Below are 25,572 nucleotides of genomic sequence, written 5' to 3'. Positions count from 1 at the left end.
TGCCGATGATACTGCGTTGGCGGCCATAAGCTGTTGAAAGTCGGGCGCCGATTCGCGGCCAGGAAAATCCATAGCGGATTGCTACCTTTGCTTCGTTTCTAAAAGACAGAGCGGCCCAGATGCTGCCATCCAGGGGAACAGATCATGCGTGCTATTCATGCGTTAACCGGGCTTTGCCTGGCCTCATGCCTCGTGCCTTCATCTCAAGCCTTCGCAGCTGCAAAACAGGACTTGGCGCTCACTCAGCGTCACAAGTTCGACATTCATGTCCAGCCGCTCAGCAGCGCGCTGCGCCAGCTTTCCACGCAATCGGGCGTGCGTATCCTGTTCCCCTATGACGAGGTGGCCGCGATCCGCAGTCGCCGCATCCAGGGCTGGCTGTCGACGCAGGAGGCGCTGGGGCGTCTGCTGGCGGGCACTGACCTGAAAATGGAACAGGCGGGCGCAGGCGTGATCGCGCTGGCTGCCCCGGCCAATCGCAGCGCGGCGCGGCGCAGTCCGCTCTCGCTCCAGTTCGCGCAGGCTGGGACAGCGGGCAGCGTCGCCCCGGCCGCGCTCGCCCCCGCCCCCGAACCGATCGAGGATTCAACGCCGATCATCGTCACCGGCACGCGCGCGACCAACCGCACTGTCGCCGACAGCCTGGCGCCGATCGACGTTCTGGGCGCCAAGGATCTGGAAGCGAGCGGCAAACAGTCGGTTCGCGACCTGCTGGGGACACTGGTTCCGTCCATCAACGTGTCGAACAATGGTGCGGGCGCCAGTTGGGCGGTGCGTACCCTGTCGCTGCGCGGCCTTGGCGGGGACCAGTTGCTGGTACTGGTGAACGGCAAAAGGCGGCATAATTCGGCGACATTGTTCATCAACGGGTCAGTGCAGAATGGCCAGTCGCCGCCGGACCTGGACCTGATCCCCGGCAATGCGATCCAGCGGATCGAGGTGCTGCGCGATGGCGCATCGGCGCAATATGGTTCTGACGCCATTGCCGGTGTGGTCAACATCATCCTTAAAAACGATACGGCCGGGGGTGCGGCGCTGACGCTGGGCACCACGATGGACAATGGCGGCGAACAGGGGCGTTGGCAGTTGGACAACGGCTTCGCGATCGGCCCGGACGGCGGCTATATTCACCTTGCGGCGGATGGCGTCCTACAGGCCGGGACGATCGTGAAGGGCTCGCCGATCGCTGGCACCTATTATCCCACCGGCGATCCGCGGAACGACAATCCTGCCCTCGACCGCTACCGCGGCAAGGCCGGCCAGCCCGAAGTCATCGGCGGCAATGTCAGCTATGACGCCATGCTGCCGATCGGTGGCAGCGTGGAAGCCTACAGCTTTGGCACCTATTCCAAGCGCCACGCCGCAGGCTGGCTGACCTACCGCACGCCCGCCGCGCTCAACAATATCATCGAAATCTATCCCGAAGGCTATATCCCGCGCATCCATGTCTATGACGAGGATTTCCAATATGCGCTGGGCGTGCGCGGGGAAATCGGCGGCGGCGTGCATTTCGACCTGAGTTCCACCTATTCGCAGAATGAGGTGAAGTATAAGCAGACGACGTCGCTCAACCCGTCCATGGGCACGGCAAGTCCGACGAACTTTTATCTGGGCAAGATCCGGTTCGACGAATGGACCAACAATCTGGATTTCAGCAAGGAACTGGATGTCGGCCTGGCCGGGCCGCTGTCTGTCGCGGTCGGGGCGGAATATAAGAAAAACAAGTTCATGATCGGCGCTGGCGATCCGGAATCCTATATCGACGGCAAATATGTGTCGCCGCCGGGTGCCTGGCTCGCAGGTCGGCAACGCACCGGCGTCGGCGCGCAGGGCGTGACGGGTTTCGTTCCCGAAGGCACGGGAAGCTGGAGCCGCAGCAACTGGAGCGCCTATCTCAACCTGGAAGGCACGATCGTCGAAGGGCTGGAATTCGGCCTCGCCGGGCGGCACGAGGATTATACCGACTTTGGCACCACCGACACCGGCAAGGCGTCACTGCGCATCGAACCGATGCGCGGCTTCGCCATCCGTGGCACGGCCAGCACCGGCTTTCGCGCACCCACCCTGCAACAGCAGCATTACGCGTCATCCTCCACCATCGGCGTGATCCAGAACGGCGTCAGCGTCCTGTTGCCGGTGCAGGCATTGCCGGTCGAGGGTGCGGCGGCCAAGGCTTTGGGCGCGGTGCCGCTCAAGCCTGAAAAGTCCGTCAACTTCTCTGCGGGCATCGTGCTGACGCCAGCGCCGAACCTGAACATCACGGTCGATGCCTATCAGATCAAGATCAAGGACCGCATCCTGCTGAGCGAAACGCTGAGCGGCCCGGTAGTCATCAATGCGCTGGAAGCGGCCGGCATTTACGGGATTGCCGGTGGCCTGATCTTCTCCAACGCCGCCGACACGCGGACGCGCGGCCTGGACATTGTCGGTACCTATCGGGCGGGGCTTGGTGACATGGGCCTGGCGACGATCAGCCTGTCGGCCAATTTCAACAAGACCATTTTCACCCATATCGATCCTGTCCCCGGACCGATTGCCGCATCCGGCCTGGCGCTGATCGGCCGAACCAAGCAGGGCGACCTGACCGAGGGCACTCCACGCAACAAGTTCATCGCCAACGTCCTTTGGGAAAAGGATGATTTCAACATGAACCTGCGTGCCACGCGCTTTGGCAAGATCACGCAGCGCGCGAATGCCACCGCCTTTCACACGGCCGACTTTACCGCGTGCGCAGTCAATGTCGTGAGCCCTGTCTGCTTCCGCGATTTTGTGGACGAAGAATTGAAGCCTAAGGTCATCGTCGATCTGGAGATCGGGTATAAATTGACCAAGGGGATCAAGCTTTCGGTTGGCGCGAACAATCTGCTGAATACCTATCCCAACAAGTTGAAGCCGGTAAACCAGTTCGTCGGCTTTCTCTACAACAGCTATGCCCCCTATGGCATTAGCGGGGGCTTTTATTATGGCCGCCTGAATCTGGAGTTCTAGGCATGAAGAACGAACCGGGCGTGAGCCGGCGCGAGGCGATTGCGGCGAGTGGGATCGGCTTGCTGGCGGCGGGCAGCGTTGCATCGGTCGCGCAATCGGACGGCGCGCCGGGGGCAGGCAAGGAAACGATGGTGCGTGTAGAGGACGCCACCAATGTCGCACTCTCCTTGTCGCCCGATGGCAGCCGGATCGCCTTCGACCTGCTCGGCATCTTGTGGACGATGCCGGTCGCTGGCGGACCGCTGAAACGGCTGACCGGCGATTTTGACGATCTGGCCCAGCCCGACTGGTCGCCCGATGGCAAGCGCATTGCGTTCCAATCCTATCGCAGCGGCAATTTCCACATCTGGTCGGTCGCGGCCGATGGCAGCGACATGCGCCAGCATACGGACGGGCTGCTGGACGATCGTGAACCGCGCTGGTCGCCCGATGGCCGGACCATCGCCTTTTCCAGCGATCGGGCGGACGGGCGCTACGCCATCTATCTGCTGGATGTGGCGTCGGGTCGGGTGACGCCGCTGTCCAGCGGAACGAGCAATGACAGCGAACCGTGCTGGTCGCCCGATGGTCAGCGGATCGCCTATGTGGCGGGCGGTACGAAACTGGTTATCGCCGATGTGGCAACCGGCGCGGTCAGCGAGGCGGCATCAGTGCCCCCCTCCCCCGATCGCTTCAATCCGTCGGCGATCATGGCCCCGACCTTCGCGCCGGACGGCCGTATCGCCTATACGCGCGTCCAGCCCGGCTCGGTAACGCTGGTCGTGGACGGCGAGAGTGTTGTCGAGGGCGAAGATCTCTACCCTTTCCGCCCCGCTTTCACGGCGGATGGTGCGATCCTCTATGGCTCCGGCGGCAAGTTGCGGCGGTGGCAGGGCGGTAAGGCGACGGTCGTGCCCTTCACTGCGGAGATCCCGGTAACGACGCCCGATTACAAAAAGAAGGCGCGCGATTTCACCTCCACGACACCAAAACCCGTCATGGGCATTGCCGCGCCGATGCTGTCGCCTGACGGCAAGCAGATCGTCTTTGCCGCGCTCAATGATCTTTATCTAATGCCGGTCGGCGGGACGCCCCGCATCATCGTGGGCGACGCCTTCCACAAATGCGATCCGGCCTGGTCGCCAGACGGCGGGACGATCGCCTATAGTTGCGACCGGGGCGGCACGCTGGACCTGTGGCTGCATGACGTCAGCACTGGCAAGGAACGGCAACTGACCAACATCCCGGACAAGGCCGTCGCCTGGGGCAGCTGGTCGCAGGACGGAAAGCTGATTGCCTTTCTGGATCAGGAAGGCGCGCTCCATACCGTCGAAGTCGCGAGCGGCACAGTGCGCAAGCGCTTCGACGCGATCTGGGAACCGGGGCGGCCCAGTTTCGGTCCCGATGGCCAGACCATCGCCTATGCCGCCTTCAAGCCGGTGACGGGCCGCTATCGCGAAGGGGCGAGCCAGATATTGTCGATCGATCTGGCGACCGGCAAAGGCACCTATCGCCCGGTGTTCGACGGCAAGTCGCTCGGCACGCGCGGCCATGACGGGCCGGTCTGGTCGCCCGATGGCAAGGCAATGGCCTTCGTCTTCGCCAGCACGCTTTGGGTCGCGCCCGTCGCACCGGACGGCAGCTTCACCGGCGCGCCGCGCCAGGTCAGCACCGAACTAGCCGATGCGCCAAGCTGGAGCGGGGATTCCCGGTCACTCCTGTATCTGAGCGGCGGAAAATTGCGGCTCGTCCCGGTCTCAGGCGGCAAGCCGCAGACCGTGCCTTGCCGCCTGACATGGGCCAATGCCAAGCCTTCGGGTCGCACCGTCATCAGGGCTGGCAAAGTCTGGGACGCGCTGTCCCCGGCCTACAAGGGCGGCGTCGACGTGGTGATCGACGGCAACGTCATCACCGCGGTCACGCCGCATGATGGCGGCGCGCCGTCCGACGCCAATGCCCGCTTTATCGACGCGCCGGACCTGACGCTGATGCCGGGCCTTATCGACATGCACACCCACCGGCAGATGGCGGGCTATGGCTATGGCGACCGGATGGGGCGTCTCTGGCTCGCCATGGGTATCACCGCGACGCGATCACCGGGCTGTCCGGCCTATCACATGGTCGAGGATCGCGAGGCAATCCAGAGCGGCAAGCGGATCGCCGCGCGCCATTACGCCACGGGCGAAGCAATCGATGGCGGGCGCATCTTCTACAATTTCATGCGGCCAGTGACCGAACCGGGGCAGATGACGCTGGAACTGGAGCGGGCGCGCCTGCTCGATTATGACATGGTCAAAACCTATGTCCGGCTGCGCCACGACACGCAGAAGGAAGTGGTCGACGCATCGCACCGGATGGGGATGCCCTTGTCATCCCACTATCATTATCCCGCGCTTCACAGCGGCATGGACTGCATGGAGCATATCGGCGCGACCAACCGCTATGGCTATTCGCGCACCGTCACGGGGCTGGGCGGTGGCTATCATGACGTCAATGATCTGTTCTCTGCCGCCAGGGCCGGACGGACGCCAACATTGTTCGCCGCGACTGCGCTGCTGGGGCTGGACGACAGCTTCACCCGCGATCCCCGGATCACCACCCTCTATCCCGACTGGGAGTTCGCCAAGCTGACCGGACGGGTCAAGGCCATGTCGGGCGAAGGCGGCGCGGTGATGCTGGCCTCGCTGGAACGGCAGGTGGCACAGATCAAGCAGATGCTGGCGGCGGGATGGCACCCCCTGTCCGGCACCGACGCGCCGATTGATCTTACCGCGATCAGCCTGCACCTCAACCTGCGGGGCATGGTGAAATATGGCGTGTCTCCGTTCGACGCGCTGATGATGACGACGCGCTGGTCGGGCGAATTTCTGAACGAGCAGATCGGCCGGATCGAACGCGGCATGTTGGCGGACCTGATCCTGGTGGAGGGTGATCCGTTGAGGGACGTCAGCGCCGTCGCCAATGTCCGGCAGGTGGTGGCAAACGGCGTGGTCCATACACCCGATGCTCTGATGGCCCCGTTCGTGGGTGCCAAGCCGCAAGCGGACCTGACGCCGGTGCTACCGATGCTGGCCGACGCCCACCAGCATTTCTGGTGGCACGATGCCGAATATGTGGAATCGAGCCGGGCCGCATGTTGTGCGGGCCATGCGGTGGAGCATGTCTAGGCTGGCGGCGGACTGAAACGCCATCAGGAATAGCGACGCGAAGAGCGAACGGGCGGTGGTCCCTAACGCCAGCCCTTCGCCTTCGCGGCCTTCTCCCCCGCCGCGTCAACGGGCGCGCCTTCGATCAGCGCGTCGACCGTCGCCATGACCCGCACGTCCGCTGACGACGCCTGATGATAGCCATGCGCCTGCCCCGCGCCGGGCAGCGCCTGTTGCACTTGCCAGCCATCGCCCTCACGACAAGCAACGCCCGCGAGTGTCCCGTCGAAGCTGCGGCACCAGCCGCCGCCCTTGCGCTGGAAGGTCAGGCCGATGCGGATCTCGCCATCGCCCTGTGCCGAGGCCAGTTGCGTGTCGAGCGCCTGCGCCAGCCCGCCCTGCGCGATCATGACGCCATTCTGCACGCCGATCGGTCCGCCCTCCCCGCCGCTCAGGCGACCAAGGCCAAGGCCCAGCACGAGGCTTGCGGCGATCGCGCCACCCGTCACCCATCCCCGCCAGCGCGGCGCAGGACGCGCCAAAGGCACGACCCTGGCGCTATCCTCCACCAGAGCGCGCATTGCCTCAGGCAGCGGTTCCTGCGCGATCGGCGCATAATGGCCCGCCAGCCGCTCCCGCAACCGGCGGTGCATCGCCACGCGCTCGGCCAGTGCAGGGTCTTCCGCCATGGCGCGTTCGACGCGGCGGCGGGTCACATCATCCAGTTCGCCATCGACCAGTGCGATCAGCATGGCTTCGTCAATATCGGTCATGCCGCTTCCCCCATCAGTTCAATGAGCGCCCCGCGCCCGCGCACCAGCCGCGATGTCAGCGTGCCCATCGGCACCCCCAGCACGGCGGCGGCCTCCTTGTAGGACAGGCCCTCCACCAGCACGAGCGCGATGGCTTCGCGCTGTTCATCCGGCAGCGCCTGCATCGCCCGATCCACGTCGGACAGGCGCATATGCGTTTCTATGTCATGATCGCCGGCATGACCGACATGCTCGCCCGCTTCCTCCGGCGCGAATGTCCTGGCCGCCCGCTGGCGCGCGCGGGCTTCGTCGATCCACAGGTTGCGCATGATCCGATATATCCAGCTGTCGAGGCGAGTGCCCGGCTGCCATTGGTCGCGCGCCTTGAGCGCCCGCTCCAGCGCGGCCTGGCACAGGTCGTCGCCATCGGCACGATCGCGCGACAAGCTGGCGGCAAAGCGCCGCAACCTGGGCAGGATCGCCAGCAAATCATGCTCGAACGACATCGGGCCTCCGTACAATGTTCCTGGGATGAAACGTGCCTGCCCGGTCGTTTCATCCCACAGCCGAGGAAAAAACGGAAATATTCGTGCGATGGTTTATCATGCACCCGAAAGGACCGGTGACGACGCCATGAAATTGACCCGCCCCTGGATGATCGCCGGGCTGATGCTGATTGCGCCGGGCGCACAGGCGCAACTGCTGGGCGGCAGCGGGCCCGTCGGGCAGGTGGTGCCCGATGTGCTGAACCGGGTCGACGGGCTGGTCGAGGGCAGCGGACTGGAGCGCCTGTCCCCGGCGCGGCTGGCCGATCGGCTGGTGGCGGCGCGCGCGACACGGGTGGGCGATCTGCTGCGGCGGCATGGCGATAGGGTCGAACTGGACGACCGGCGCGAACCCGCGCGGCGGGGAGTGATATTGCTGACCGGCGCGGATGCCGCCAGTCTCGACGCGCTCAAAGCCGCGGGTTTTGGCGTGGATAACGAGGCGGTGGACGGGCTGGACCTGACCATTGCGCGGTTGCAGGTGCCGCAGGGCCGCAGTCTGGCGCGGGCGCTGAAGGATGTGCGCAGGATCGCGCCCAGGGCGCAGGCCAGCGCCGACAATCTCTATTTCCCCGGCGGGTCGGCCAATGGCGCGGCAGTGGGGGTACTGGCTGGAGGCGGTACGGTCGGACGCGGCGCAGCGGGACTGATCGACGGCGGCGTCGCGCGCCATCCGGCGCTGACGGGGCCGGTCGAACAGCGTGGCTTCGCGCGTGGCGCGCCGCGCGCAAGCGCCCATGGCACGGCGGTCGCTTCGCTGATCAGCGGGACAGGCAGCGTGCGCGGCGCGGCGCCGGGCGCGCCCTTGCTGGTCGCGGACGTCTATGGCGATGATCCGGCGGGCGGCGGCGCCTTTGCGATCGTGCGCGCGCTGGGCTGGATGGCAGCGCGCGGCGTGCCGGTCGTCACGGTCAGCCTGGTCGGACCGGACAATCCGCTATTGGCGGGGGCGATCCGGCTGGCGCGCGACAAGGGCGTCACGGTGGTCGCAGCGGTGGGCAATGACGGCCCGGCAGCACCGCCCGCCTACCCCGCTTCCTATACGGATGTGGTCGCCGTCACCGGCATTGACGGACGCGGACGCCTGTTGCCTGAAGCAGGCCGCGCCGCCCATGTCGATTTTGCCGCACCGGGCGCGGACATGAACGCAGCGCGCAGTGACGGCGGCAAGGGCGCGGTGCGCGGCACCAGCTTTGCCGCGCCGCTGGTCGCGGGGCGGCTGCTGGTGCGGGGCAGCCTGAATGCGCTGCTGGCTGAAGTGGAGGCGCCAAAGGGCAAGGCGCGCGGCTTCGGCAAGGGGATCATTTGCGCCACATGCAGAAATAATGACTAATTTTTAATCGGTTACGATTTTTTCCGCCAGCGCGGGATTAAACGCCTGTCTCCTCCCGTTGTCCCTGCATTGCATCGACAGTCAACAAGGAGACAAGCGATGAAGAGCAAGTTCATGATCGTGGCGGCCTGTATCGCAACGCTGACCGCGGTTCCCGCATCGGCCCAGTTGCTGGGCGGCGGTGGCGGTGGCGGTCTGCTGGGCGGGTCGATCGGCGGCGTAGGCGGCAGCTTGGGCGGCACGCTGGGCGGGTCGGGCAGCGGTGGCATCGGCCTCGACCGCAGCATCGACCTCGACAATGGCCGGGTCGGCGCGAACGGATCGGGCAATGGCCGGGCCGATGGCAATGCCAGCGGTTCACTGACCCGCCGGGACAAGAGCCGCAGCGGCAGCGCGTCGGGTTCGGCCAGCGGATCGGCGGGTGGCAGTCTGGCGGTCGACACGCTGGGTACCAGCGATGCGCGCAATGCCGTGGGCAATGTGCGTGATCGGGCCGCCAATGGCGTCGGGGCAGTACGGGATCGTGCGAACGGTGCCGTCAGTACAACCAAGGACCGGGCTGGACAGGCCGTTGGCGCGGTTCGTGATCGGGCAGGATCGACCGTTGGCAGCGCAACCGGCGCTGTAAACGGCGCTGCATCGATCGACGCCAGCGGCCAGGTTTCAGGGGGTGGACAAACTGCTGGTTCGACCAGCGCCGCTCCTGAAAGTCAGGCGGAAGATTGACCCCGCAGGGGAAAGGGGGATGGCGGCCAAGTTCCAAGCCGTCATATCCCGCCCCGTCGCCTGACCGGGCCGACGATCCAGACCGGATCGTCGGCCCATTTTTGCATCAATCGAGAGCAAGCATCCGGCGGATTGCGCCGGTCAGGTCATTGCGCGATTGCTGCGCGACGCGCGCGGTCGCCACGATGTCGAAAGCATGGATCGCGCCCGGATAGACATGACATTCCACCGGCACCCCTGCCCCGGCCAGACGCCGTACGAAATCCAGATCCTCGTCGAGAAACAGATCGAGCGCCCCGACCGCCACATAGGTCGGCGGCAATCCAGCCAGATCATCCGCCAGCGCCGGAGAGAACCAGCCCTTGCGCGCATCGTCGCAGCCATAATCGCCGCGCAATGCGTCCCAGCAAAACTGGTTGGAAGCGCGTGTCCAGATGAATTCGCCGGTGCCTGCCGATTGCCAGCGGCATTCCGCTCCGCCGGTGCGATGGTCCAGCATGGGATAGATGAGCATTTGTCCCGCCAGCGCCATGTCGCCCCGGTCCCGCACCATCAGCGCCAGCGCCGCCGCCAGCCCGCCACCGGCGCTTTCCCCCAACACGACGATGCGCTGCGGATCGATGCCAAGCGTATCGGCCTGTGCGACCAGCCACGCGAGCGCGGCGTAGCAATCCTCCTGTGGCCCCGGAAAGGCTGTTTCGGGCGCCAGTCGATAATCGACGGAGGCGGCGACGAACCCCATGGCCTCTGCCATCGGCCCGATCGAGCGGCTCGCCGCATCAGCCGTCCCCATCACCATGCCACCGCCATGGATGTGCAATATGGCTGGACGGGGCCGAGCGGCAGGATCGGCATTGAAGATATGAAGCGGCACATCCGGCGCGCCATCGCGACCGGGGATCATGCGAATGTCGGGAATTGCCACCGGCCCAGGCCGTTCCATCGCAGCCATGCCCGCCCGCATGATCGGCAGCGCATCGTGGCTCAGGTCCAGATCTGGCAGAAAATCGAGCACGGGGACGATTTCTGGATCAATCAGATGGCGGGTCGTCATGGCCTCTCCTGGGAAATTATATCCTTGGCGGACATTCTCCTATGGCAGGCCCGGCCCCGTCACAACGGAAAAGGCCGATGATCCTGTCGGATCACCGGCCTTTACACCCCCGTTTAGCGCATGACGCGCGAAAGCGTCAGGCGACCTTGGCCTGTTCTTCCAGCGCCTCTTCCGGATCGCGCAGCACATAGCCACGGCCCCAGACGGTTTCGATATAATTGTCGCCGTTGCAGGCCAGCGCCAGTTTCTTGCGCAGCTTGCAGATGAACACGTCGATGATCTTGAGTTCCGGCTCGTCCATCCCGCCATAAAGATGGTTGAGGAACATTTCCTTGGTCAGGGTCGTGCCCTTGCGGAGCGAGAGCAGCTCCAGCATGGCATATTCCTTGCCGGTCAGGTGAACGCGGTTGCCGTCCACTTCCACCGTCTTGGCGTCCAGGTTGACGGCCAGCTTGCCGGTACGGATGACCGATTGCGAATGGCCCTTCGACCGGCGCACCACGGCGTGGATACGGGCGATCAGCTCTTCGCGATGGAAGGGCTTGGTCACATAATCGTCGGCGCCAAAGCCGAAGGAGCGGACCTTGCTGTCCATTTCGGCAATACCCGACAGGATCAGCACCGGCGTCTGCACCTTGGCAGCGCGAAGCTTCTTCAGCACGTCATAGCCGTGCATGTCGGGCAGGTTGAGATCCAGGCAGATGATGTCGTAATCATACAGCTTGCCGAGATCGAGACCTTCCTCGCCCAGATCGGTTGTGTAGACATTGAAACCTTCGGTCGTGAGCATCAGCTCAATCGCCTTGGCGGTGGTCGGTTCATCCTCAATCAGCAGCACGCGCATGTGAAGCCCCTTTGCGTCGCAGGTCCGTTCACCCCACCAGAACGGCATCTACTCCAATTCATTAACCAAAAAACTTCTGAAGGACAAAGGTTAATTTTTCGCTAACCCGCAGAAATCCACGAGTCGCCAAAAAACGAATCTATTTACAAAGAGTTGAGGCCGAAACGATTCTCCGCGAGTCAAGAATGATTCACCTGCGAAACGAGCATCAGCAGCCATGGTGCCGGGTGATGAAATCCAGCAGCGCATCGACGCGGGCGGGGCGCAATCGCGACGGCGGCGTGACGAGATGGAGGCCAAAGGGCGGCGCGCGCCAATCGACCAGCACCTCTTCCAGTTCGCCGCTGGCCAGCGCTTCACCCACGATGAAATCGGGCAGCCGGGCGATGCCCACGCCGGCGCGCAGGGCCGGCAACATCGCGTCGCCGCTATTGACGGTCAGGCGCGATCGGACCTGCACCACCACATTTTGTTGCCCCGGTCCGGCAAAGCGCCACACGTCCGGCGTAGTGACATTGGAATAGCAGAAGCAGTCATGACCGCTCAGATCGGACGGATGCATGGGCCGTCCCCGCGCCCCCAGATAGGCGGGTGACGCGACGACATGAATATCCACGTCGGCCAGACGGCGGGCGCGGAGCGAACTGTCGGGCATGTCGGCGATGCGGATGGTCGCATCCAGTCCCATTTCGATAAGGTCGATATGCGCGTCGGACAGATGCAGGTCGATATCGACCAGCGGATGTTCCTGCGTGAAGCGGGCGATCAGCGGGGCGATGCGCAACAGGCCAAAGCTCATCGGCGCGCCAAGCCGGACGACACCCGACAGGTCGGCAGTTTCCTCGCGCGCGGCTTCCTCCGCCGCCTGCCCTTCGGCCAATATGCGATGGGCATGGTCAGCCAGCCTCTTGCCGCTTTCGGTCAACGCCAGACGGCGGCTGGTGCGGTTGAAAAGGCTGGTATCCAGATGCTCTTCCAGCCGGGTCACGGCCTTGGACACAGTGGCTTTCGACACGCTCAGCGCCCTGGCCGCGTCGGTGAAGCTGCGATGTTCGACCACGGCGGCGAACATCGCCCAGGCCTCAAAATCAGGTAGTCGCATGGGGAAACAATCCGTTTCGATGCTGCGTGTTTCGGAAACGATCCTGATCACTAGATTGGCGGAAAGCAAGCCGGAAGTCCGGTCGATATCTGGAAAGGCAAGGATATGAACACGCATACCGCAAACCGTATCGAGCGCCGCCCCTTCGCGTCGCTGGGTCATGCCGATCATGGCTGGCTGAACGCCCGCCACCATTTTTCATTCGCCGATTATCATGACGACGATCGCATGCACTGGGGTGCGATCCGGGTATGGAATGATGACGAGATCGGCCCGCGTTCGGGCTTTCCGCCCCACCCCCATGCCGACATGGAAATCATCACCTATGTCCGCACCGGCGCGATCACGCACAAGGACAGCCTGGGCAATCAGGGCCGCACGCAAGCGGGCGATGTTCAGGTCATGTCGGCCGGCACCGGCATCCGGCACGCCGAATATAATCTGGAGGACGTAACGACCACCCTGTTCCAGATCTGGGTCATCCCGCGCGCACGCGGCGGCAGCCCAAGCTGGGGCGCCAAGCCGTTTCCGCGTGGCGAGCGGTCGGGCAAGCTGATCGTGCTGGCCAGCGGCTATGACGAGGACGCGGAAGCCCTGCGTATCCGCGCCGACGCGCGCCTGCTGGGCGGCACCATCCGTGCGGGTGAGAGCGTGACCTATGACAGTGCGGAAGGACGCCATCTCTATCTCGTGCCCGCGACGGGACGGATCACTATCGATGGCGAGACGTTTGAAGCACGCGATGGCGCGGCGATCATTGGCGGCGCGCCCATCACCATCACCGCGATCGAGGATGCCGAAATCGTCCTGGTCGACAGCATCTAGGCTTTCCGGCCCGTCCTTCCCCCCGGACGGGCTGGCCGCCGCCCGCGCACTCTCCCCCTCCCCTTGCGCGGGCGGCACCCCTTCTCCCCTTCAACCAAGGAGCACATCATGGCTAAGGTTCTGGTTCTCTATTATTCTTCCTACGGGCATGTCGAAACGATGGCCAAGGCAGTCGCCGAAGGCGCTGCCGCCACGGGCGCGCAGGTCGACATCAAGCGCGTACCCGAAACCGCACCGCTCGAAGTCGCCAAGAACGCGTATTTCAAACTGGATCAGGACGCCCCGGTCGCGAGCGTGGAAGAACTGGCGGGCTATGACGCGATCATCGTCGGCACCGGCACCCGTTTTGGCCGCATATCCAGCCAGATGGCGGCCTTCCTGGACCAGGCCGGCGGGCTGTGGGCGCGCGGCGCGCTCAATGGCAAGGTAGGCGGGGCGTTCACCTCGACCGCCAGCCAGCATGGCGGACAGGAAACCACGCTGTTTTCGATCATCACCAACCTGCTGCATTTCGGCATGACCATCGTGGGTCTGGACTATGGCTTCCAGGGCCAGATTGGCGTGGACAAGGTGCGCGGCGGATCGCCCTATGGCGCGACGACGCTGGCCGACAGCGACGGCAGCCGCCAGCCGTCCGAAGAGGAACTGGACGGCGCGCGCTATCAGGGCCGCCGGATCGCGGAAACCGCGATCAAACTGCACGGCTGACGGTTATCGGCCGCTCACATCGTCTGTAAGTTGCAGCTGCCGAGCCTCCGGGTCGTACCAGGGTGAAGGCAAGCCGCGGAGGCTGGTGCGTAAGGACTGTGCGCCAGCCTCCTTTTCCATCGCCTATTTCCCGGCGGCGAGCAGGAAGTCAGCGCTCTGTTGCAGCATGTCGGCGCGGGCATCACTATCGTTCAGACCATGTGCAAGCCCGTCATAAATGACGAGACGGCTGCGCTTGCCCGCCCCTTCCAGCTTGCCCTGCATGATCTTCGCCTGGGTGACGTCGACATTGCCGTCTGCGGTGCCGTGGAACATCAGCACCGGCGCGCGGAACTGCGCGGCGTGGCTGGAGGGGGACGCTTCCTCGGCTTCCGTTCCCGTGCCCATGCGCTGCTGCTGCACCAGATAGCTGCTATCAAACTGGGCACGCCGCAGCCGATCGCCAAAATCGGTAACGGGGGCAATCGCGACGACAGCTTTGAAGAGATCAGGATCGATCACCTGCGCCTGTAGCGCGGCATAGCCCCCATAGGACCAGCCAGCGATCGTCAGTCTGGCGGGATCGGCAATGCCCTGCGCGACAAGCCAGCGTCCGGCATCGACAACGTCGTTGATCGCCTTGCGCCACGAGCGATAGCCGTTGCGCATCAGCCATTGCTCGCCAAAACCAGCCGACCCGCGAAATTGCGGCTGGATGACGGCAAAGCCGCGCGCGGCATAATATTGCACCATCCAGTCGAAGCCCCATTCGTCGCGCGCCTCCGGGCCGCCATGCGGCATCACGATTGCTGGCAACCCCTTGGCCGTTTCCTTGCCGGGCGGCAGCGTCAGATAGGCCGGGATCGTGACGCCATCGCCCGCCTTGAAACTAACGGACTGCATTTTCGCCAACTGGCGGTCTGCCAATTCGGGACGATCGGGCATTAGCGGCGACAATTTGCGCGCCGTGCGGTCGAACAGATAATATTGGCCCGGATCGATGTCGCTACCCGCCCACACCAACACTTTTTGGCCGTCGCTGCTCATGTCGCCGATATGGATGGACTTGCCGCCCAGCGCCTTGCCCAGCGATGTGACCAGCGATGACACCGTCGGGTCAAAATAGATGGCTTCGCGATGGTCGAGCGCGTAGCTCGCGCCGACAACCCGCCGGTCACGCCCGACGCGGATCAGCCCGGTAACGTCCACCTGCGGATGGGCAAAAACGACCTTCTTTTCAAGCGCCGGGTCCAGCGAAATCGACATCAGCGCATCGCGCCCGTCAGTCTTTTCAAAGCCATAGACGATGTTCTTCTGCGGATCGACAGCGAGCGGATAGAAGCCGCTATTGTCGCGCACGTCGTAAGTGGACAGATCGCTCCAGCCCGACTTTCCCTGCGGCCGATAGAGGAATTTATAGGTCCCCTTGGAATAGCCCGTTCCCTTGATCTCCTGCATCCCCATGACGCGAACGTTACCGACGCCATCGGAGATATAATCGATCGCCAATTTGGCCGGTGTCTCGACCCGCTTCCCGCTGCCGCTGCGCGTGTCGATTCGGTCGACCCCCAGGCCCTCCAGGCGTTTTTCGATAAGACTGCCGATTTTGGCTTCCGGAACATAGGAACGGGTCATCAGGATCGCGCCGTCCTCTCCCGGCAGCAGATCCACGATGTCACCACCGCGAAAGTCGTAGGATAGCGCGTTCTGGCCGCGCCGCTGGCTCAGCAGCTTGGTATTGCCGCCTGACGCATCGACCGCGAACACATTGCTGGATCCATACACATCGTCAGCGTAGCGCGTTTCACTATAAATCTGGCAAGCGAGTCGGGCGGCAGCGACCCAGTCGCAGCGGGACATATAATCCGGATTGCCGGACGTCGTCGCGGCCGCAACCAGTTCAGCGCCTTCCCTGGCCTCAAGCACATAAGCGCGACTGCTTCGCCCCGGCCCTGCGGAAACCAGCGCGATTTTCGAGCCATCCGGCGAGAGGCTGGCGGAAATCACTGTCTCGCGCGCGCCAAAGGCTTTGGCCAGCGCGTCGGGTTGCGTCTGGGCGAGCGCGCCCTGCGCTGTCCCCGCCGCCAGCAGCGCCAACATCATTGCTTTACCGAAACGGACCATGCCCGAATTCCCCCCAAATTTTCCTGTTGGTTCAGGGGCTAAGCGAAGCGGATGTCGCGCGCAACTGCCTTGCTTGCCCTTGCTCTCTCACAATGGCATCACGGGGCATTACAATCGTATAATAACAACTCTCAGATAGGGGATATGCCCTGATGCGAACGTCGCTGCTGGCCATTGCGGCCGCCCTCGCCCTCCCGCTCGCCGCTTGTTCCAGCGACGGTACCGACGCGCCGCCCGCTTCGGCATCGGCGACGACTCCGGCTGCGGTCGAACCGTCGATCGACACGATGAAACGGCTGGTGCAGGAGCTTTCGTCCGACGCCTATGAAGGCCGCGCGCCCGGTTCGGCCGGCGAGGAAAAGACGCTGGCCCTGCTCGCGGCCGAATTCGGCAAGCTGGGCCTGAAACCCGGCAACAAGGGCAGCTGGTTTCAGGATGTCCCGCTGGTCGAGATTACCGCGAAAAATGTGTCGCCGCTCAGCTTCACGGGCGGCAAGAACCCGGTCAGCGCGACCTATGGCCCGGAAATGGTGATCGGCACCTATCGCACCACGCAGCCGAAAATCGCGGTCAAGGACAGCCCGGTCGTGTTTGTCGGCTATGGCATCAACGCCCCTGAAAAAGGGTGGAACGATTATGCCGGCGTGGATGTGAAGGGCAAGACGGTCATCATCCTGGTCAATGATCCCGATTATGAAACGCCGGGACTGACCGGGCCGTTCAATGGCCGGGCGATGACCTATTATGGCCGCTGGACCTATAAATATGAGGAAGCGGCGCGACAGGGCGCGGCCGCCGCGATCATCGTGCACGATACGGTGCCTGCCGCCTATGGCTGGAATGTGGTGCAGTCGAGCTGGACCGGCGCGCAGCATGTCGCCGACAGTGCGGACGGCAATGCCGGCCTTTCCGCCGCGATCGGCTGGATCCAGAAGGACAAGGCGAAGGCCCTGTTCGCCAGCGCGGGGATGGACCTTGATGCGCAGATGGCAGCGGCCAGGAAGCCGGGCTTCAAGGCCGTGCCGCTGGGCGCGGTCAAGGCGTCGGTGTCGTTCGACAATGACCTGCGCAAACATATGTCCAAAAATGTCGTGGCGCTGCTGCCCGGCAAGACGCGACCCGACGAATATGTGCTTTACAGCGCCCATTGGGACCATCTGGGCCATTGCCAGGCTGCACCGGACGGCGACGACATCTGCAACGGCGCCGTCGACAATGCGACCGGCACTGCGGCGCTGGTGGCCCTGGCGGAAGCCAATGTGAAGGCGGGGCCGACCGATCGCAGCCAGGTGTTTCTGGCGGTGACGGCAGAGGAATCGGGGCTGCTTGGATCGGCCTATTATGGCAGCAACCCGGTGTTCCCCTTCGCACAGACCGTGGGCGGCGTGAATATGGACGCCCTCTCGGTCGCGGGCCTCGCCAAAAATGTCGTGGTGATCGGCAAGGGCAAGTCGCAGCTTGATGCCTATCTCGACCGGGCGCTCAGCGCACAGGGGCGCGTCGCGACGCTGGAGCCTACCCCGGAGAAGGGCTATTATTACCGATCCGACCATTTCAGCTTTGCCAAGCATGGCTTGCCGATGCTCTATTTCGAGGGGGGCGAGGATCTGGTCAACGGCGGCACGGCAGCGGGTAACGCCGCTGCGGAGGATTATACCAAGAACCGCTATCATGGCCCCAAGGACGAATATGATCCCAATTGGGACTGGACCGGGGTGCTGGCCGACCTGAAACTCTATTATACTGTCGGCCGCGATCTGGCGACCGGCAGCGACTGGCCCAATTGGGTGGAAGGCGACGAGTTCCGCGCCATTCGGGACAAGGACCGGGCGGGGAAGTAATCCGTCCCGCCTCCGTTCGTATCGAGCGAAGTCGATAAGCGCTGCATTTGTGTAGGCGGCTTCTCGACGATGCTCGAAGCGAGCGGCGGTTGGTCATTCACTCGCCCATCGGCGCATATGTCCAGCTTTGTGTCTGGCTGCCATCCATTTTCGCCGTTTCGGCCATCAACAGCCGCCCCTCCCGCCAATAGCGGATGCGTTGCGGATAATCATGGTCGGGATTGGCGAAGCTGATGTCCCGCACGCCTTCTGCAATGGCCGGGAATATCGTCGCTGTCCCGCCTTCGGGTGCGCCGTGGAAGGCGAGCGATCCGTCAGCCGCCCGCACGATCCGCATGACTTCCCACGATCGCAGCACGCCACCACGCCCGGTCCGCCCCACGCCGATCATCACGCCCCCGCGCGGGAGTGTCCACACCTCCTCGGTCCAGCGATCGTCCCGCACTTGCAGCCATTCGCCCGTCAGCCAGTCGGGCAATTCGCCCGCACGCGCTGTTGCGGACAATGCCAGCAAAAGGGCAGCAGCAACCATCGAAACTCTTCTCTTCACGGCTTTCGCCCTCTGTCCAGACCCGATCCGGCACGCTATGGAGCGCGCATAACGCCCGCTATCACGGATCGGCGCCGCTGCCGAGCAAGGACCATATCATGACATTCCGTATGCCCGCCGAATGGGCGCCGCACGACTGGACCTGGATCGGCTTTCCGACGAACCCGGCCGAATGGCCCGGCGCTTTCGAAGCCGCGCGGACGCAAATCGCCGCCTTTGCCAGCGCACTCCATGCCGGGGGACAGGGGGAAGAGGTTCGGCTGGTCGCCGCCAATGCAGCAGATGCGGAGGCCGCACGGGCATTGGTCGCGCCGGGCGTCACGATCATCGAGCACCGGCTGGGCGACGTCTGGCTGCGCGACACTGCGCCCATCGCGGTGCTGAACGGCAAGGCGCGGGCGCTCGTCGATTTCGGATTCAATGGCTGGGGCGGCAAATATCAGATGCCCGGCGACGAGGATATTGGCGCGCGGCTGGCGGCCACGACCGGCCTGCCGACTTCGGCCCAGAACTGGATATTCGAAGGGGGCGCGGTGGATACCGATGGCAGCGGCCTGTTCGTGACGACGGAGCAATGCCTGCTGAACCCCAATCGCAACCCTGATCTGGATCGCGGCAAGATCGAGACTCTGCTTGCCGGAAGCCTTGGCCTTTCCGACATGCTGTGGCTGGGCGACGGGTTGCTGAACGATCATACCGACGGCCATGTCGACAATCTGGCGCGCTTCGTCGGCGATGGCCTGCTGGCGCTGCCGATCGCAACGACGGACGACGATCCCAATGCGGCGATCTACGCCGATGCACGGGCGCGGGCAAAGGCCCATGGCATAGAGGTCGTGGACATCCCGTCGCCGGGGCTGGTGATCGTGGATGGAGAAGCGATCCCCGCCAGCTACATGAATTTCTATATCGGCAACGCAGCCGTCATCGTGCCCATCTATGGCCAGCCTAATGATCAGGCCGCTCTCGATGCCCTGCGCCCCTTCTTTCCAGGTCGGGATATTGTCGGGCTGCGCAGCGATGCCATATTGTCAGGCGGCGGCAGCTTTCATTGTTGCAGCCAGCAAATGCCGAGTATCTAACCTCAACCGTTCGGGCCGAGCGACGTCGAAGCCCGCGACCGAGCGCAAGCGAAGGCACCTCGCAATCGCTCGATGGAGCCCTTCGACAGGCTCAGGGCGAACGGAGAAACGAACAGCATGACCAAAGTTACCGTTGCCGCGCTCCAACTCGCCTTCACAGACGATATGAGCGAGAATATCGACCGGGTGGCGACCCATGTGGCCAAGGCCGCCGCGCGCGGGGCGAAGATCATCTTGCCGCCAGAACTGTTCGAAGGCCCCTATTTCTGCCGCGTCGAGGACGAGGCCCTGTTCGCGCGGGCACAGCCGGTGGACGAGCATCCCGCCGTGCAGGAAATGCGCAAGCTGGCCAAGGATCTGGGCGTCTATATCCCAACCAGCTTTTTCGAGCGCGACGGGCAGCATCATTATAATTCGCTCGCTATGATCGACGATCAGGGCGACATCATGGGCGTCTATCGCAAGAGCCATATTCCCGACGGGCCGGGTTATGAGGAGAAATATTATTTCCGCCCCGGCAATAGCGGCTTCAAGGTCTGGCCGACCAGATATGGCACGATCGGCGTCGGCATCTGCTGGGACCAATGGTATCCCGAATGCGCGCGGATCATGGCGCTGATGGGTGCGGAGATGCTGTTCTACCCGACCGCGATCGGCTCCGAGCCCTATGATGCGGACCTCGATACCAGCCGGATGTGGCGGCGGGCGATGATCGGCCATGCCGTATCCAACTGCATGCCCGTGATCGCCGCCAACCGCATTGGCGAAGAGGATGGCCAGAGCTTTTACGGCCACAGCTTCATCACAGACCAATGGGGTGATTTCGCTGCCGAAGCCGACGCCAGGGATATGGGCGCGCTCGTCGCGACGCTCGATCTGGCGCAGGCGCGGACGCACCGGGCGGGCATGGGCTTCTTTCGCGACCGGCGGCCCGACCTGTACGGGCGGATCGCGCAGGACGTCTGACCGCTAAAGCAGCAGCCGGGTCGCGCGCGGCGATCGGCGGATCAGCCAGAACATCGCAAACGGCACCAGCAATGCTATCGCCGTCAGCCATGGCTTGCCCAGATAGGGCGAGAGATAATGGATGAACGCCACATGCAGATACATGATCACCAGCGACGCCCGGCCCAGCGATGCCAGCGGCGCGGCATGGGGCGCGATCCGACGGGCGATAACGACGATCAGCAGTGATGTGGCGATTGCCGACCCGATCGACAGCAGCGGCCAGCCATAATCGGCGATCTTCATGTTCAGCGTCGGGAACCAGCCCGCCAGTCCCGCGATCGACAGGATGGCCAGCGGCGCAATGAAGCCGTTGCGCCAGCCCACCCGCCCCCATGCCGCGCCGATCCAGAGCAACACAAGCGCCATCGGGACGCTGAGCAGTCCCAGCGGCGACGCCTGCGTTGCCCAGCCCAGCCCATAGGCCATACCCGTCATCGGAATCAGCAGCATCCCCCAGCGCCGGTCCAGCGCATCGGGCCAGCGCGTCAACGCGACGTTGAACAGGATGCGGGCGACCATCAGGCAGGGAATGAACCAGAAGATCGTATAAGGCCCGCGCAGCCAGGAGCCACCCAGCAGGATCGGCAACAGATCGCCTGGCCATTGGTGAAAGATCGGACGACCACCCTTTAGCGGCTCGATAATCTGATCCGCGACGATCAGCAGCGTCAGGAAGATGGCATAGGGCCGCATCTGCGCGGCCAGTTGGCGGCGGGTAAAAGCGCCGATCGGCTGTGGCCGCGACAGCATGCCGGACAGCAGGAAGAAGAGCGGCATATGAAAACTGTAGAGCGCATCGCGCAACGGTCCGCGCGTCCATACATGGCCGACAACGACCGCGACAATGCCAATGCCGCGCGCGACATCGACCCAATCGAGCCGATCCCCGGCGGCCTTGTTGCCGCCGCCATTCTCCCCTCTATGCTCCATAGCCTCCACGCCCTATAGGACGGGACGCGCGCGTCAATGCGCCCCAGCCCTGTTTCCCGATCGGACCCTTTCCTTGGCCCTGCTTACCGACCATGTCCTCTTCATCGATGGCGAGGCCATCATTCTAGACAAGCCAGCGGGCCTGCCGGTCGATGCGCCGCGCGACGGGTCCATCGCGCTCGAAAACCATCTGCAATCGCTGACCTTCGGCTTTGCCCGCTGGCCGCTGCCCGTCCACAGGCTGGACCGCGACACCAGCGGTTGCCTGCTGCTTGCCCGCAATCCCAAGGCGCATAAGCGCTTCGCCGGCGCGTTCGAGGCCGGGACTGTCGCCAAACGCTATGTCGCGGTCGTTGACGGCATCCCTGCGGAAGAGGGCGGCACGATCGAATTATCGCTGTCGAAGATCAGCAGCGCGAGCGAAGGCTGGCGCATGATCCCGGCCAAGGCAGGCAAGGTCGCCGTCACCCGCTGGCGCAAGGTTGCTGAAAAGGACGGCCGCGCGCTCATCGCCTTCACGCCGCAGACCGGGCGCACGCATCAAATCCGCGTCCACGCGCTCCATGGCCTGGGCTTTGGCATCGTGGGCGATCCGGTCTATGGGACAGGCGGCGTGCCGATGCTGCTCCACAGCCGCTTTCTCAGCATCCCGCGCGGCGACAAGCCAGCGGCGGAGGCGACCGCCCCCTTGCCCGCCACCTTTGCTGCGGCCGGGTTCGGACAGGAATTGCTGGACCAAGCCGGGCTTTGACGAGCACGATCGAGCCGATACAGTCACGCCATGGTCGCCATCGCCATCACACGCTCGATTTCCATCGATAGCGACGAGATTATCGAAAGCTACACCCGCGCATCGGGTCCGGGCGGCCAGCACGTCAACACAACCGACAGCGCAGTGATGCTGCGCTTCGATGTCGCCAATTCGCCCGGCCTGCCAGACGCTGTGAAAAATCGTCTGGCGGACCTTGCAGGAACACGCATGACGCGCGAGGGCATATTGATCCTGCGCAGCGAAGGCGCGCGGTCGCAACTGCTCAACCGCCAGGATGTGCGCGACCGGCTGATCGCGCTGATACGCGAAGCCACCATCGTCCCCAAAAAACGCCGCCCGACAAAACCCACCAAAGCCTCGCAAAAACGCAGGGTAGAGGGCAAGGTAAAACGCGCGACCATCAAACAGGGACGCGGCAAGGTGCGGGTGGATTAGGCGGGTTGTTCCGCCAAGAGTCGAGACAGTGTCGCGGTTTCCATAGAGGGGGTCCGCGACAAGCGCTCCGCTCCCTTGAGGCTCACCCACGCAATCAAGACACCGATTGGCACGTCGATCAGATAATGCCAGCGGGTAGCGACAGCGGTCACGAAAATGAAGAAGGTGATGAAGGCATAAAGCGGCACCAGAATTCGTCCGTGCTTCCAGGCGAAGCTCAGAAACAGAAACGCCGCTGCGGAATGGAGCGATGGCATGGCGGCCAAGCCTACAGTGAAGGCTTTCCCCCCATTGCGCGCCAGCCAAATTGGCCCTTCCGCGATCGACTGATTGTAGAAGTCCAACATGCTATGCTGGCCCGCCGTCACCATTGGATTCAACCCGGCTTCATAGATGAATGGACCGATCGCAGGCGCAACAAGATAGGCTAATGTTCCTAAGCCTTGCAGAAGCAGCGCGGCAATAACCAATTCCGAAAATTTGTCCGGCGTGCGAAATGCATGATAGCAAAAGCTTCCATAGAACATCGCAATATAGCCAATCATATAGAAATTGGCTTCATAGGGAATAAATACCGTCATCGATCGGCGCAAGACCATACATATGTCTACCAATGGCCTAAATTTTTGATCTATTTCCCAATAAAATTCGTCGAATAAATATGGATTGATATGCGGTATCCATAGCTTTATGTTAAAATAAACAATCAAAACAACAACATAGCATGGAAGCGCGATCAGAAATGTTCGCGCTATCGCGCGTCTTTGCCCGTAAAAAGCAAATGCACCCCAAACCCCGACACCCATGAGCGGATATAGATAATGTATGCCAACAAATGCAGCACGTTCACCTGTGGGATACACTATCGGCAATTGAAAAATTGCAGCAAAAGCGACCATCACCGTGATCATCAATAGCGAAATACTGATCTCCGGCGGTAGGTTGGATTTCAATATATTCATGCTGCTGCTCCGCTAGCTCAGCACGCGCTAGCAAAACAAGGTTACCAATGTCTAAATTCAGCCTCTGGCCCTGCCCCATCACCAAGCCTATATCCGCTCCATGTTCGACTTCGCGCCCACCGATACCGCCGACAAGGCGACGCTCTATGCCGACCTGCTCTCCGCCGCCGATGCGTTGACGCGCGATGAGGCGGACCATGTTGCCAACATGGCCAATGTCGCCGCGCTGCTCTGGCAATTTTTGCCCGACCTCAACTGGGCGGGATTTTATCGCATGGTGGAGGGCGAGCTGGTGCTGGGGCCGTTTCAGGGCAAGCCTGCCTGCATCCGTATCCCCCTGGGTCGCGGTGTATGCGGCACCGCGGCGGCGACGGGCGAGACGCAACTTGTGGCGGACGTCCACGCCTTTCCCGGCCACATCGCCTGCGACGCTGCCAGCGCCTCGGAAATCGTCGTGCCGATCCTCAGCGATGGCGCGGTGATCGGTGTGCTGGATCTCGACAGCCCGCGTCCCGCGCGCTTCGACTCGGACGACGCGCACGGGTTGCAAGCACTGGTCGCTCGGATTGCCGCCCGGATCTGCTGAAGGCGTTAACCCTCCTTCCCGCCAGGGTCGCCTGTTTCGCCCCGTTTCGGGACAGGATTTAACCCTCGCACGCATGGATAGCCCCGGATCACCATGCTAAACAGAGCGTTAGCAATTTGACCCGCGCGGCGCCTTTCCGCTGTGGGAAAACAGGGAGCGTTAACCATGCGGACATCCGGCCTTCTCCTTCTGGGCGCGAGCATCGCGCTGGCGGGCGCGGCTAGCCCGGCACTGGCAGGCAACGGCCCCGGCATGAGCCATGGTGCCAAAGGCGGCTGGTCTGGCGGCGGATGGAAGGGTGGCGGCCGACCGATGACCCACGCCCCCCGACCCGGCATGACCTGGAATGGCGGGCATCGCTGGGGTCTGCGTCAGAACGGTCGCTGGTATGCGGGCTGGCGCGCGCCGGGTGGCTGGAATGGCTATCAGCGCCCGGTCTATGGCTATGTCCTGCCGCGCTACTGGATCAGCCCGGCTTATTATATCGGCAATTATGGCGCCTATGGCCTGCCCGCCCCGGCGGCCGGATATGGCTGGTCGCGCTATTATGACGATGCGGTGATGACCGACCGTTATGGCCGGGTCTATGACAGTCGCAGCAACATCGCGTGGGACCGTTATGAGGGCGGCTATGGCGACGATGGCTATTATGACGATCGCGATGGGTATCGTCGTCCCGACAATGGCCTTGGCGGCGCAGCGATCGGCGCGGTAGTCGGCGGCGTGGCGGGCAACCGGATCGCCGGACGCGGCAACCGCACCGCTGGCACGCTGATCGGCGCTGGCGTCGGCGCAGTGGCTGGAGCGATGATCGACAAGGCGGAGGATGCGCCCCGACGCGGCGCTGCGCCGCCGCCGCGTCGTCCGGGCGCTGGCTATGATTATGGCTATGGCTATGCCGACGACAGCGTGACCACGCAGAACGACTATGAAGGGCGCTGGACCGGCACCTGGACGACGGCCGATGGCAAGCGGACCAGCGGCACATATGAAGGCCGCTTCGAGGGGGAAGTGCGCGGCGCGGGCGTCGACTATGATCCGCCAGCCTATATGGGCCAGCCGCATTGGTCGCAGGGGCCGGTGCAGGTTACGACCCAGGGCGGGGGTGGCTATATATCGGGGGGCTATTATTACCCCGCACCGATCGTGACCACGGTGACGATCGAGCCGGAGGTGACGACGACAACGACGACCACCTATGTCACCCAGCGCGTAGGCCATCGCAAGCCAGCGCGCCGGGCGTGTCGCTGCAAATAAGCATTTGGGGGCAGCACATCGGGGTCGCGCCTTGCAACGGGCGC

General features: G+C 63.5%; 22 protein-coding genes. 13 read left to right on the top strand and 9 right to left on the bottom strand.

What is annotated here, in order from left to right:
* Positions 1-231: 231 nt before the first annotated feature.
* Positions 232-2,988: a TonB-dependent receptor gene (locus CJD35_RS11920; protein ID WP_017182518.1), complete on the top strand. Its 2,757-nt coding sequence runs from the start codon at positions 232-234 to the stop codon at positions 2,986-2,988.
* 2 nt (positions 2,989-2,990) lie between these two features.
* On the top strand, positions 2,991-6,134 hold the full coding sequence (locus CJD35_RS11915) for an amidohydrolase family protein (protein ID WP_017182519.1): 3,144 nt from the start codon (positions 2,991-2,993) through the stop codon (positions 6,132-6,134).
* 62 nt (positions 6,135-6,196) lie between these two features.
* Here CJD35_RS11915 and CJD35_RS11910 read toward each other — a convergent pair whose 3' ends face one another.
* Positions 6,197-6,886, bottom strand: coding sequence for an anti-sigma factor family protein (locus tag CJD35_RS11910; RefSeq protein WP_017182520.1), 690 nt, complete (start codon positions 6,884-6,886; stop codon positions 6,197-6,199).
* Positions 6,883-7,371, bottom strand: coding sequence for an RNA polymerase sigma factor (locus tag CJD35_RS11905; protein ID WP_017182521.1), 489 nt, complete (start codon positions 7,369-7,371; stop codon positions 6,883-6,885). Before CJD35_RS11905 ends, CJD35_RS11910 begins: the two co-directional genes overlap by 4 nt.
* Before the next feature lie 88 nt (positions 7,372-7,459).
* Here CJD35_RS11905 and CJD35_RS11900 point away from each other — a divergent pair, with 88 nt between their 5' ends.
* Both CJD35_RS11900 and CJD35_RS11895 read left to right on the top strand, forming a co-directional pair.
* Positions 7,460-8,743 (top strand): S8 family serine peptidase, encoded by a 1,284-nt coding sequence (locus CJD35_RS11900; RefSeq protein WP_017182522.1) that lies wholly within the window; start codon positions 7,460-7,462, stop codon positions 8,741-8,743.
* 99 nt (positions 8,744-8,842) lie between these two features.
* Positions 8,843-9,469 carry a hypothetical protein gene (locus CJD35_RS11895; RefSeq protein WP_017182523.1) on the top strand — a complete coding sequence of 209 codons (627 nt, stop codon included), beginning with the start codon at positions 8,843-8,845 and terminating at the stop codon, positions 9,467-9,469.
* A 106-nt stretch (positions 9,470-9,575) separates the two neighbouring features.
* On the opposite strand, the gene CJD35_RS11890 is transcribed toward CJD35_RS11895, so the two are convergent.
* From CJD35_RS11890 to CJD35_RS11880, 3 genes are all read right to left on the bottom strand, one after another.
* Positions 9,576-10,523: an alpha/beta hydrolase gene (locus CJD35_RS11890; RefSeq protein WP_017182524.1), complete on the bottom strand. Its 948-nt coding sequence runs from the start codon at positions 10,521-10,523 to the stop codon at positions 9,576-9,578.
* A 136-nt stretch (positions 10,524-10,659) separates the two neighbouring features.
* On the bottom strand, positions 10,660-11,367 hold the full coding sequence (gene ctrA, locus CJD35_RS11885; protein WP_017182525.1) for a response regulator transcription factor CtrA: 708 nt from the start codon (positions 11,365-11,367) through the stop codon (positions 10,660-10,662).
* A gap of 208 nt (positions 11,368-11,575) precedes the next feature.
* A complete protein-coding gene (locus CJD35_RS11880) occupies positions 11,576-12,469 on the bottom strand; it encodes a LysR family transcriptional regulator (protein WP_026002282.1) in 894 nt (297 codons plus the stop codon).
* A 105-nt stretch (positions 12,470-12,574) separates the two neighbouring features.
* Between CJD35_RS11880 and CJD35_RS11875 the strand changes: the two genes are divergently transcribed.
* Positions 12,575-13,294 (top strand): pirin family protein, encoded by a 720-nt coding sequence (locus tag CJD35_RS11875; RefSeq protein ID WP_017182527.1) that lies wholly within the window; start codon positions 12,575-12,577, stop codon positions 13,292-13,294.
* Between the two features lie 108 nt (positions 13,295-13,402).
* A complete protein-coding gene (gene wrbA / locus CJD35_RS11870; protein ID WP_017182528.1) occupies positions 13,403-14,002 on the top strand; it encodes an NAD(P)H:quinone oxidoreductase in 600 nt (199 codons plus the stop codon).
* Positions 14,003-14,125: 123 nt separating this feature from the next.
* Here wrbA and CJD35_RS11865 read toward each other — a convergent pair whose 3' ends face one another.
* Positions 14,126-16,084 (bottom strand): S9 family peptidase, encoded by a 1,959-nt coding sequence (locus CJD35_RS11865; RefSeq protein ID WP_095687082.1) that lies wholly within the window; start codon positions 16,082-16,084, stop codon positions 14,126-14,128.
* Between the two features lie 173 nt (positions 16,085-16,257).
* Here CJD35_RS11865 and CJD35_RS11860 point away from each other — a divergent pair, with 173 nt between their 5' ends.
* Positions 16,258-17,946: a M28 family peptidase gene (locus CJD35_RS11860; RefSeq protein ID WP_017182530.1), complete on the top strand. Its 1,689-nt coding sequence runs from the start codon at positions 16,258-16,260 to the stop codon at positions 17,944-17,946.
* A 97-nt stretch (positions 17,947-18,043) separates the two neighbouring features.
* Here CJD35_RS11860 and CJD35_RS11855 read toward each other — a convergent pair whose 3' ends face one another.
* Positions 18,044-18,478 carry a DUF6265 family protein gene (locus CJD35_RS11855; RefSeq protein WP_017182531.1) on the bottom strand — a complete coding sequence of 145 codons (435 nt, stop codon included), beginning with the start codon at positions 18,476-18,478 and terminating at the stop codon, positions 18,044-18,046.
* 116 nt (positions 18,479-18,594) lie between these two features.
* Here CJD35_RS11855 and CJD35_RS11850 point away from each other — a divergent pair, with 116 nt between their 5' ends.
* Both CJD35_RS11850 and aguB read left to right on the top strand, forming a co-directional pair.
* Complete coding sequence (locus tag CJD35_RS11850) at positions 18,595-19,578, top strand: agmatine deiminase family protein (protein WP_026002284.1); 984 nt, start codon at positions 18,595-18,597, stop codon at positions 19,576-19,578.
* Between the two features lie 117 nt (positions 19,579-19,695).
* A complete protein-coding gene (gene aguB / locus CJD35_RS11845) occupies positions 19,696-20,544 on the top strand; it encodes an N-carbamoylputrescine amidase (RefSeq protein WP_019053233.1) in 849 nt (282 codons plus the stop codon).
* Between the two features lie 3 nt (positions 20,545-20,547).
* Here aguB and CJD35_RS11840 read toward each other — a convergent pair whose 3' ends face one another.
* Positions 20,548-21,516: an acyltransferase family protein gene (locus CJD35_RS11840; RefSeq protein WP_017182534.1), complete on the bottom strand. Its 969-nt coding sequence runs from the start codon at positions 21,514-21,516 to the stop codon at positions 20,548-20,550.
* Positions 21,517-21,589: 73 nt separating this feature from the next.
* Between CJD35_RS11840 and CJD35_RS11835 the strand changes: the two genes are divergently transcribed.
* Both CJD35_RS11835 and arfB read left to right on the top strand, forming a co-directional pair.
* Entirely contained in the window at positions 21,590-22,267 is a 678-nt protein-coding gene (locus CJD35_RS11835) for an RluA family pseudouridine synthase (RefSeq protein ID WP_017182535.1), read from the top strand.
* A 30-nt stretch (positions 22,268-22,297) separates the two neighbouring features.
* Entirely contained in the window at positions 22,298-22,723 is a 426-nt protein-coding gene (arfB, locus tag CJD35_RS11830; protein ID WP_017182536.1) for an alternative ribosome rescue aminoacyl-tRNA hydrolase ArfB, read from the top strand.
* Here arfB and CJD35_RS11825 read toward each other — a convergent pair.
* Complete coding sequence (locus CJD35_RS11825) at positions 22,720-23,685, bottom strand: phosphatase PAP2 family protein (protein ID WP_216628942.1); 966 nt, start codon at positions 23,683-23,685, stop codon at positions 22,720-22,722. The genes arfB and CJD35_RS11825 overlap by 4 nt on opposite strands.
* A 100-nt stretch (positions 23,686-23,785) precedes the next feature.
* Here CJD35_RS11825 and CJD35_RS11820 point away from each other — a divergent pair, with 100 nt between their 5' ends.
* Both CJD35_RS11820 and CJD35_RS11815 read left to right on the top strand, forming a co-directional pair.
* A complete protein-coding gene (locus CJD35_RS11820; RefSeq protein ID WP_017182538.1) occupies positions 23,786-24,271 on the top strand; it encodes a GAF domain-containing protein in 486 nt (161 codons plus the stop codon).
* 165 nt (positions 24,272-24,436) lie between these two features.
* Positions 24,437-25,528 (top strand): RcnB family protein, encoded by a 1,092-nt coding sequence (locus CJD35_RS11815; protein WP_095687081.1) that lies wholly within the window; start codon positions 24,437-24,439, stop codon positions 25,526-25,528.
* Positions 25,529-25,572 lie beyond the last annotated feature (44 nt).

Source organism: Sphingobium xenophagum, assembly GCF_002288285.1.
GTDB classification, from domain to species: domain Bacteria; phylum Pseudomonadota; class Alphaproteobacteria; order Sphingomonadales; family Sphingomonadaceae; genus Sphingobium; species Sphingobium xenophagum.
This window is presented reverse-complemented; position numbering and strand designations above follow the sequence as displayed.

What these genes read in the sequence shown, in the direction of transcription:
- CJD35_RS11915 (WP_017182519.1), top strand. Translation starts at nt 2,991, where the DNA reads ATGAAGAACGAACCGGGCGTGAGCCGGCGCGAGGCGATTGCGGCGAGT.
- CJD35_RS11910 (WP_017182520.1), bottom strand. Translation starts at nt 6,886, where the DNA reads ATGACCGATATTGACGAAGCCATGCTGATCGCACTGGTCGATGGCGAA.
- CJD35_RS11905 (WP_017182521.1), bottom strand. Translation starts at nt 7,371, where the DNA reads ATGTCGTTCGAGCATGATTTGCTGGCGATCCTGCCCAGGTTGCGGCGC.
- CJD35_RS11900 (WP_017182522.1), top strand. Translation starts at nt 7,460, where the DNA reads ATGGTTTATCATGCACCCGAAAGGACCGGTGACGACGCCATGAAATTG.
- CJD35_RS11895 (WP_017182523.1), top strand. Translation starts at nt 8,843, where the DNA reads ATGAAGAGCAAGTTCATGATCGTGGCGGCCTGTATCGCAACGCTGACC.
- CJD35_RS11890 (WP_017182524.1), bottom strand. Translation starts at nt 10,523, where the DNA reads ATGACGACCCGCCATCTGATTGATCCAGAAATCGTCCCCGTGCTCGAT.
- ctrA (WP_017182525.1), bottom strand. Translation starts at nt 11,367, where the DNA reads ATGCGCGTGCTGCTGATTGAGGATGAACCGACCACCGCCAAGGCGATT.
- CJD35_RS11880 (WP_026002282.1), bottom strand. Translation starts at nt 12,469, where the DNA reads ATGCGACTACCTGATTTTGAGGCCTGGGCGATGTTCGCCGCCGTGGTC.
- CJD35_RS11875 (WP_017182527.1), top strand. Translation starts at nt 12,575, where the DNA reads ATGAACACGCATACCGCAAACCGTATCGAGCGCCGCCCCTTCGCGTCG.
- wrbA (WP_017182528.1), top strand. Translation starts at nt 13,403, where the DNA reads ATGGCTAAGGTTCTGGTTCTCTATTATTCTTCCTACGGGCATGTCGAA.
- CJD35_RS11865 (WP_095687082.1), bottom strand. Translation starts at nt 16,084, where the DNA reads ATGATGTTGGCGCTGCTGGCGGCGGGGACAGCGCAGGGCGCGCTCGCC.
- CJD35_RS11860 (WP_017182530.1), top strand. Translation starts at nt 16,258, where the DNA reads ATGCGAACGTCGCTGCTGGCCATTGCGGCCGCCCTCGCCCTCCCGCTC.
- CJD35_RS11855 (WP_017182531.1), bottom strand. Translation starts at nt 18,478, where the DNA reads ATGGTTGCTGCTGCCCTTTTGCTGGCATTGTCCGCAACAGCGCGTGCG.
- CJD35_RS11850 (WP_026002284.1), top strand. Translation starts at nt 18,595, where the DNA reads ATGACATTCCGTATGCCCGCCGAATGGGCGCCGCACGACTGGACCTGG.
- aguB (WP_019053233.1), top strand. Translation starts at nt 19,696, where the DNA reads ATGACCAAAGTTACCGTTGCCGCGCTCCAACTCGCCTTCACAGACGAT.
- CJD35_RS11840 (WP_017182534.1), bottom strand. Translation starts at nt 21,516, where the DNA reads ATGGAGCATAGAGGGGAGAATGGCGGCGGCAACAAGGCCGCCGGGGAT.
- arfB (WP_017182536.1), top strand. Translation starts at nt 22,298, where the DNA reads ATGGTCGCCATCGCCATCACACGCTCGATTTCCATCGATAGCGACGAG.
- CJD35_RS11825 (WP_216628942.1), bottom strand. Translation starts at nt 23,685, where the DNA reads ATGAATATATTGAAATCCAACCTACCGCCGGAGATCAGTATTTCGCTA.
- CJD35_RS11820 (WP_017182538.1), top strand. Translation starts at nt 23,786, where the DNA reads ATGTTCGACTTCGCGCCCACCGATACCGCCGACAAGGCGACGCTCTAT.
- CJD35_RS11815 (WP_095687081.1), top strand. Translation starts at nt 24,437, where the DNA reads ATGCGGACATCCGGCCTTCTCCTTCTGGGCGCGAGCATCGCGCTGGCG.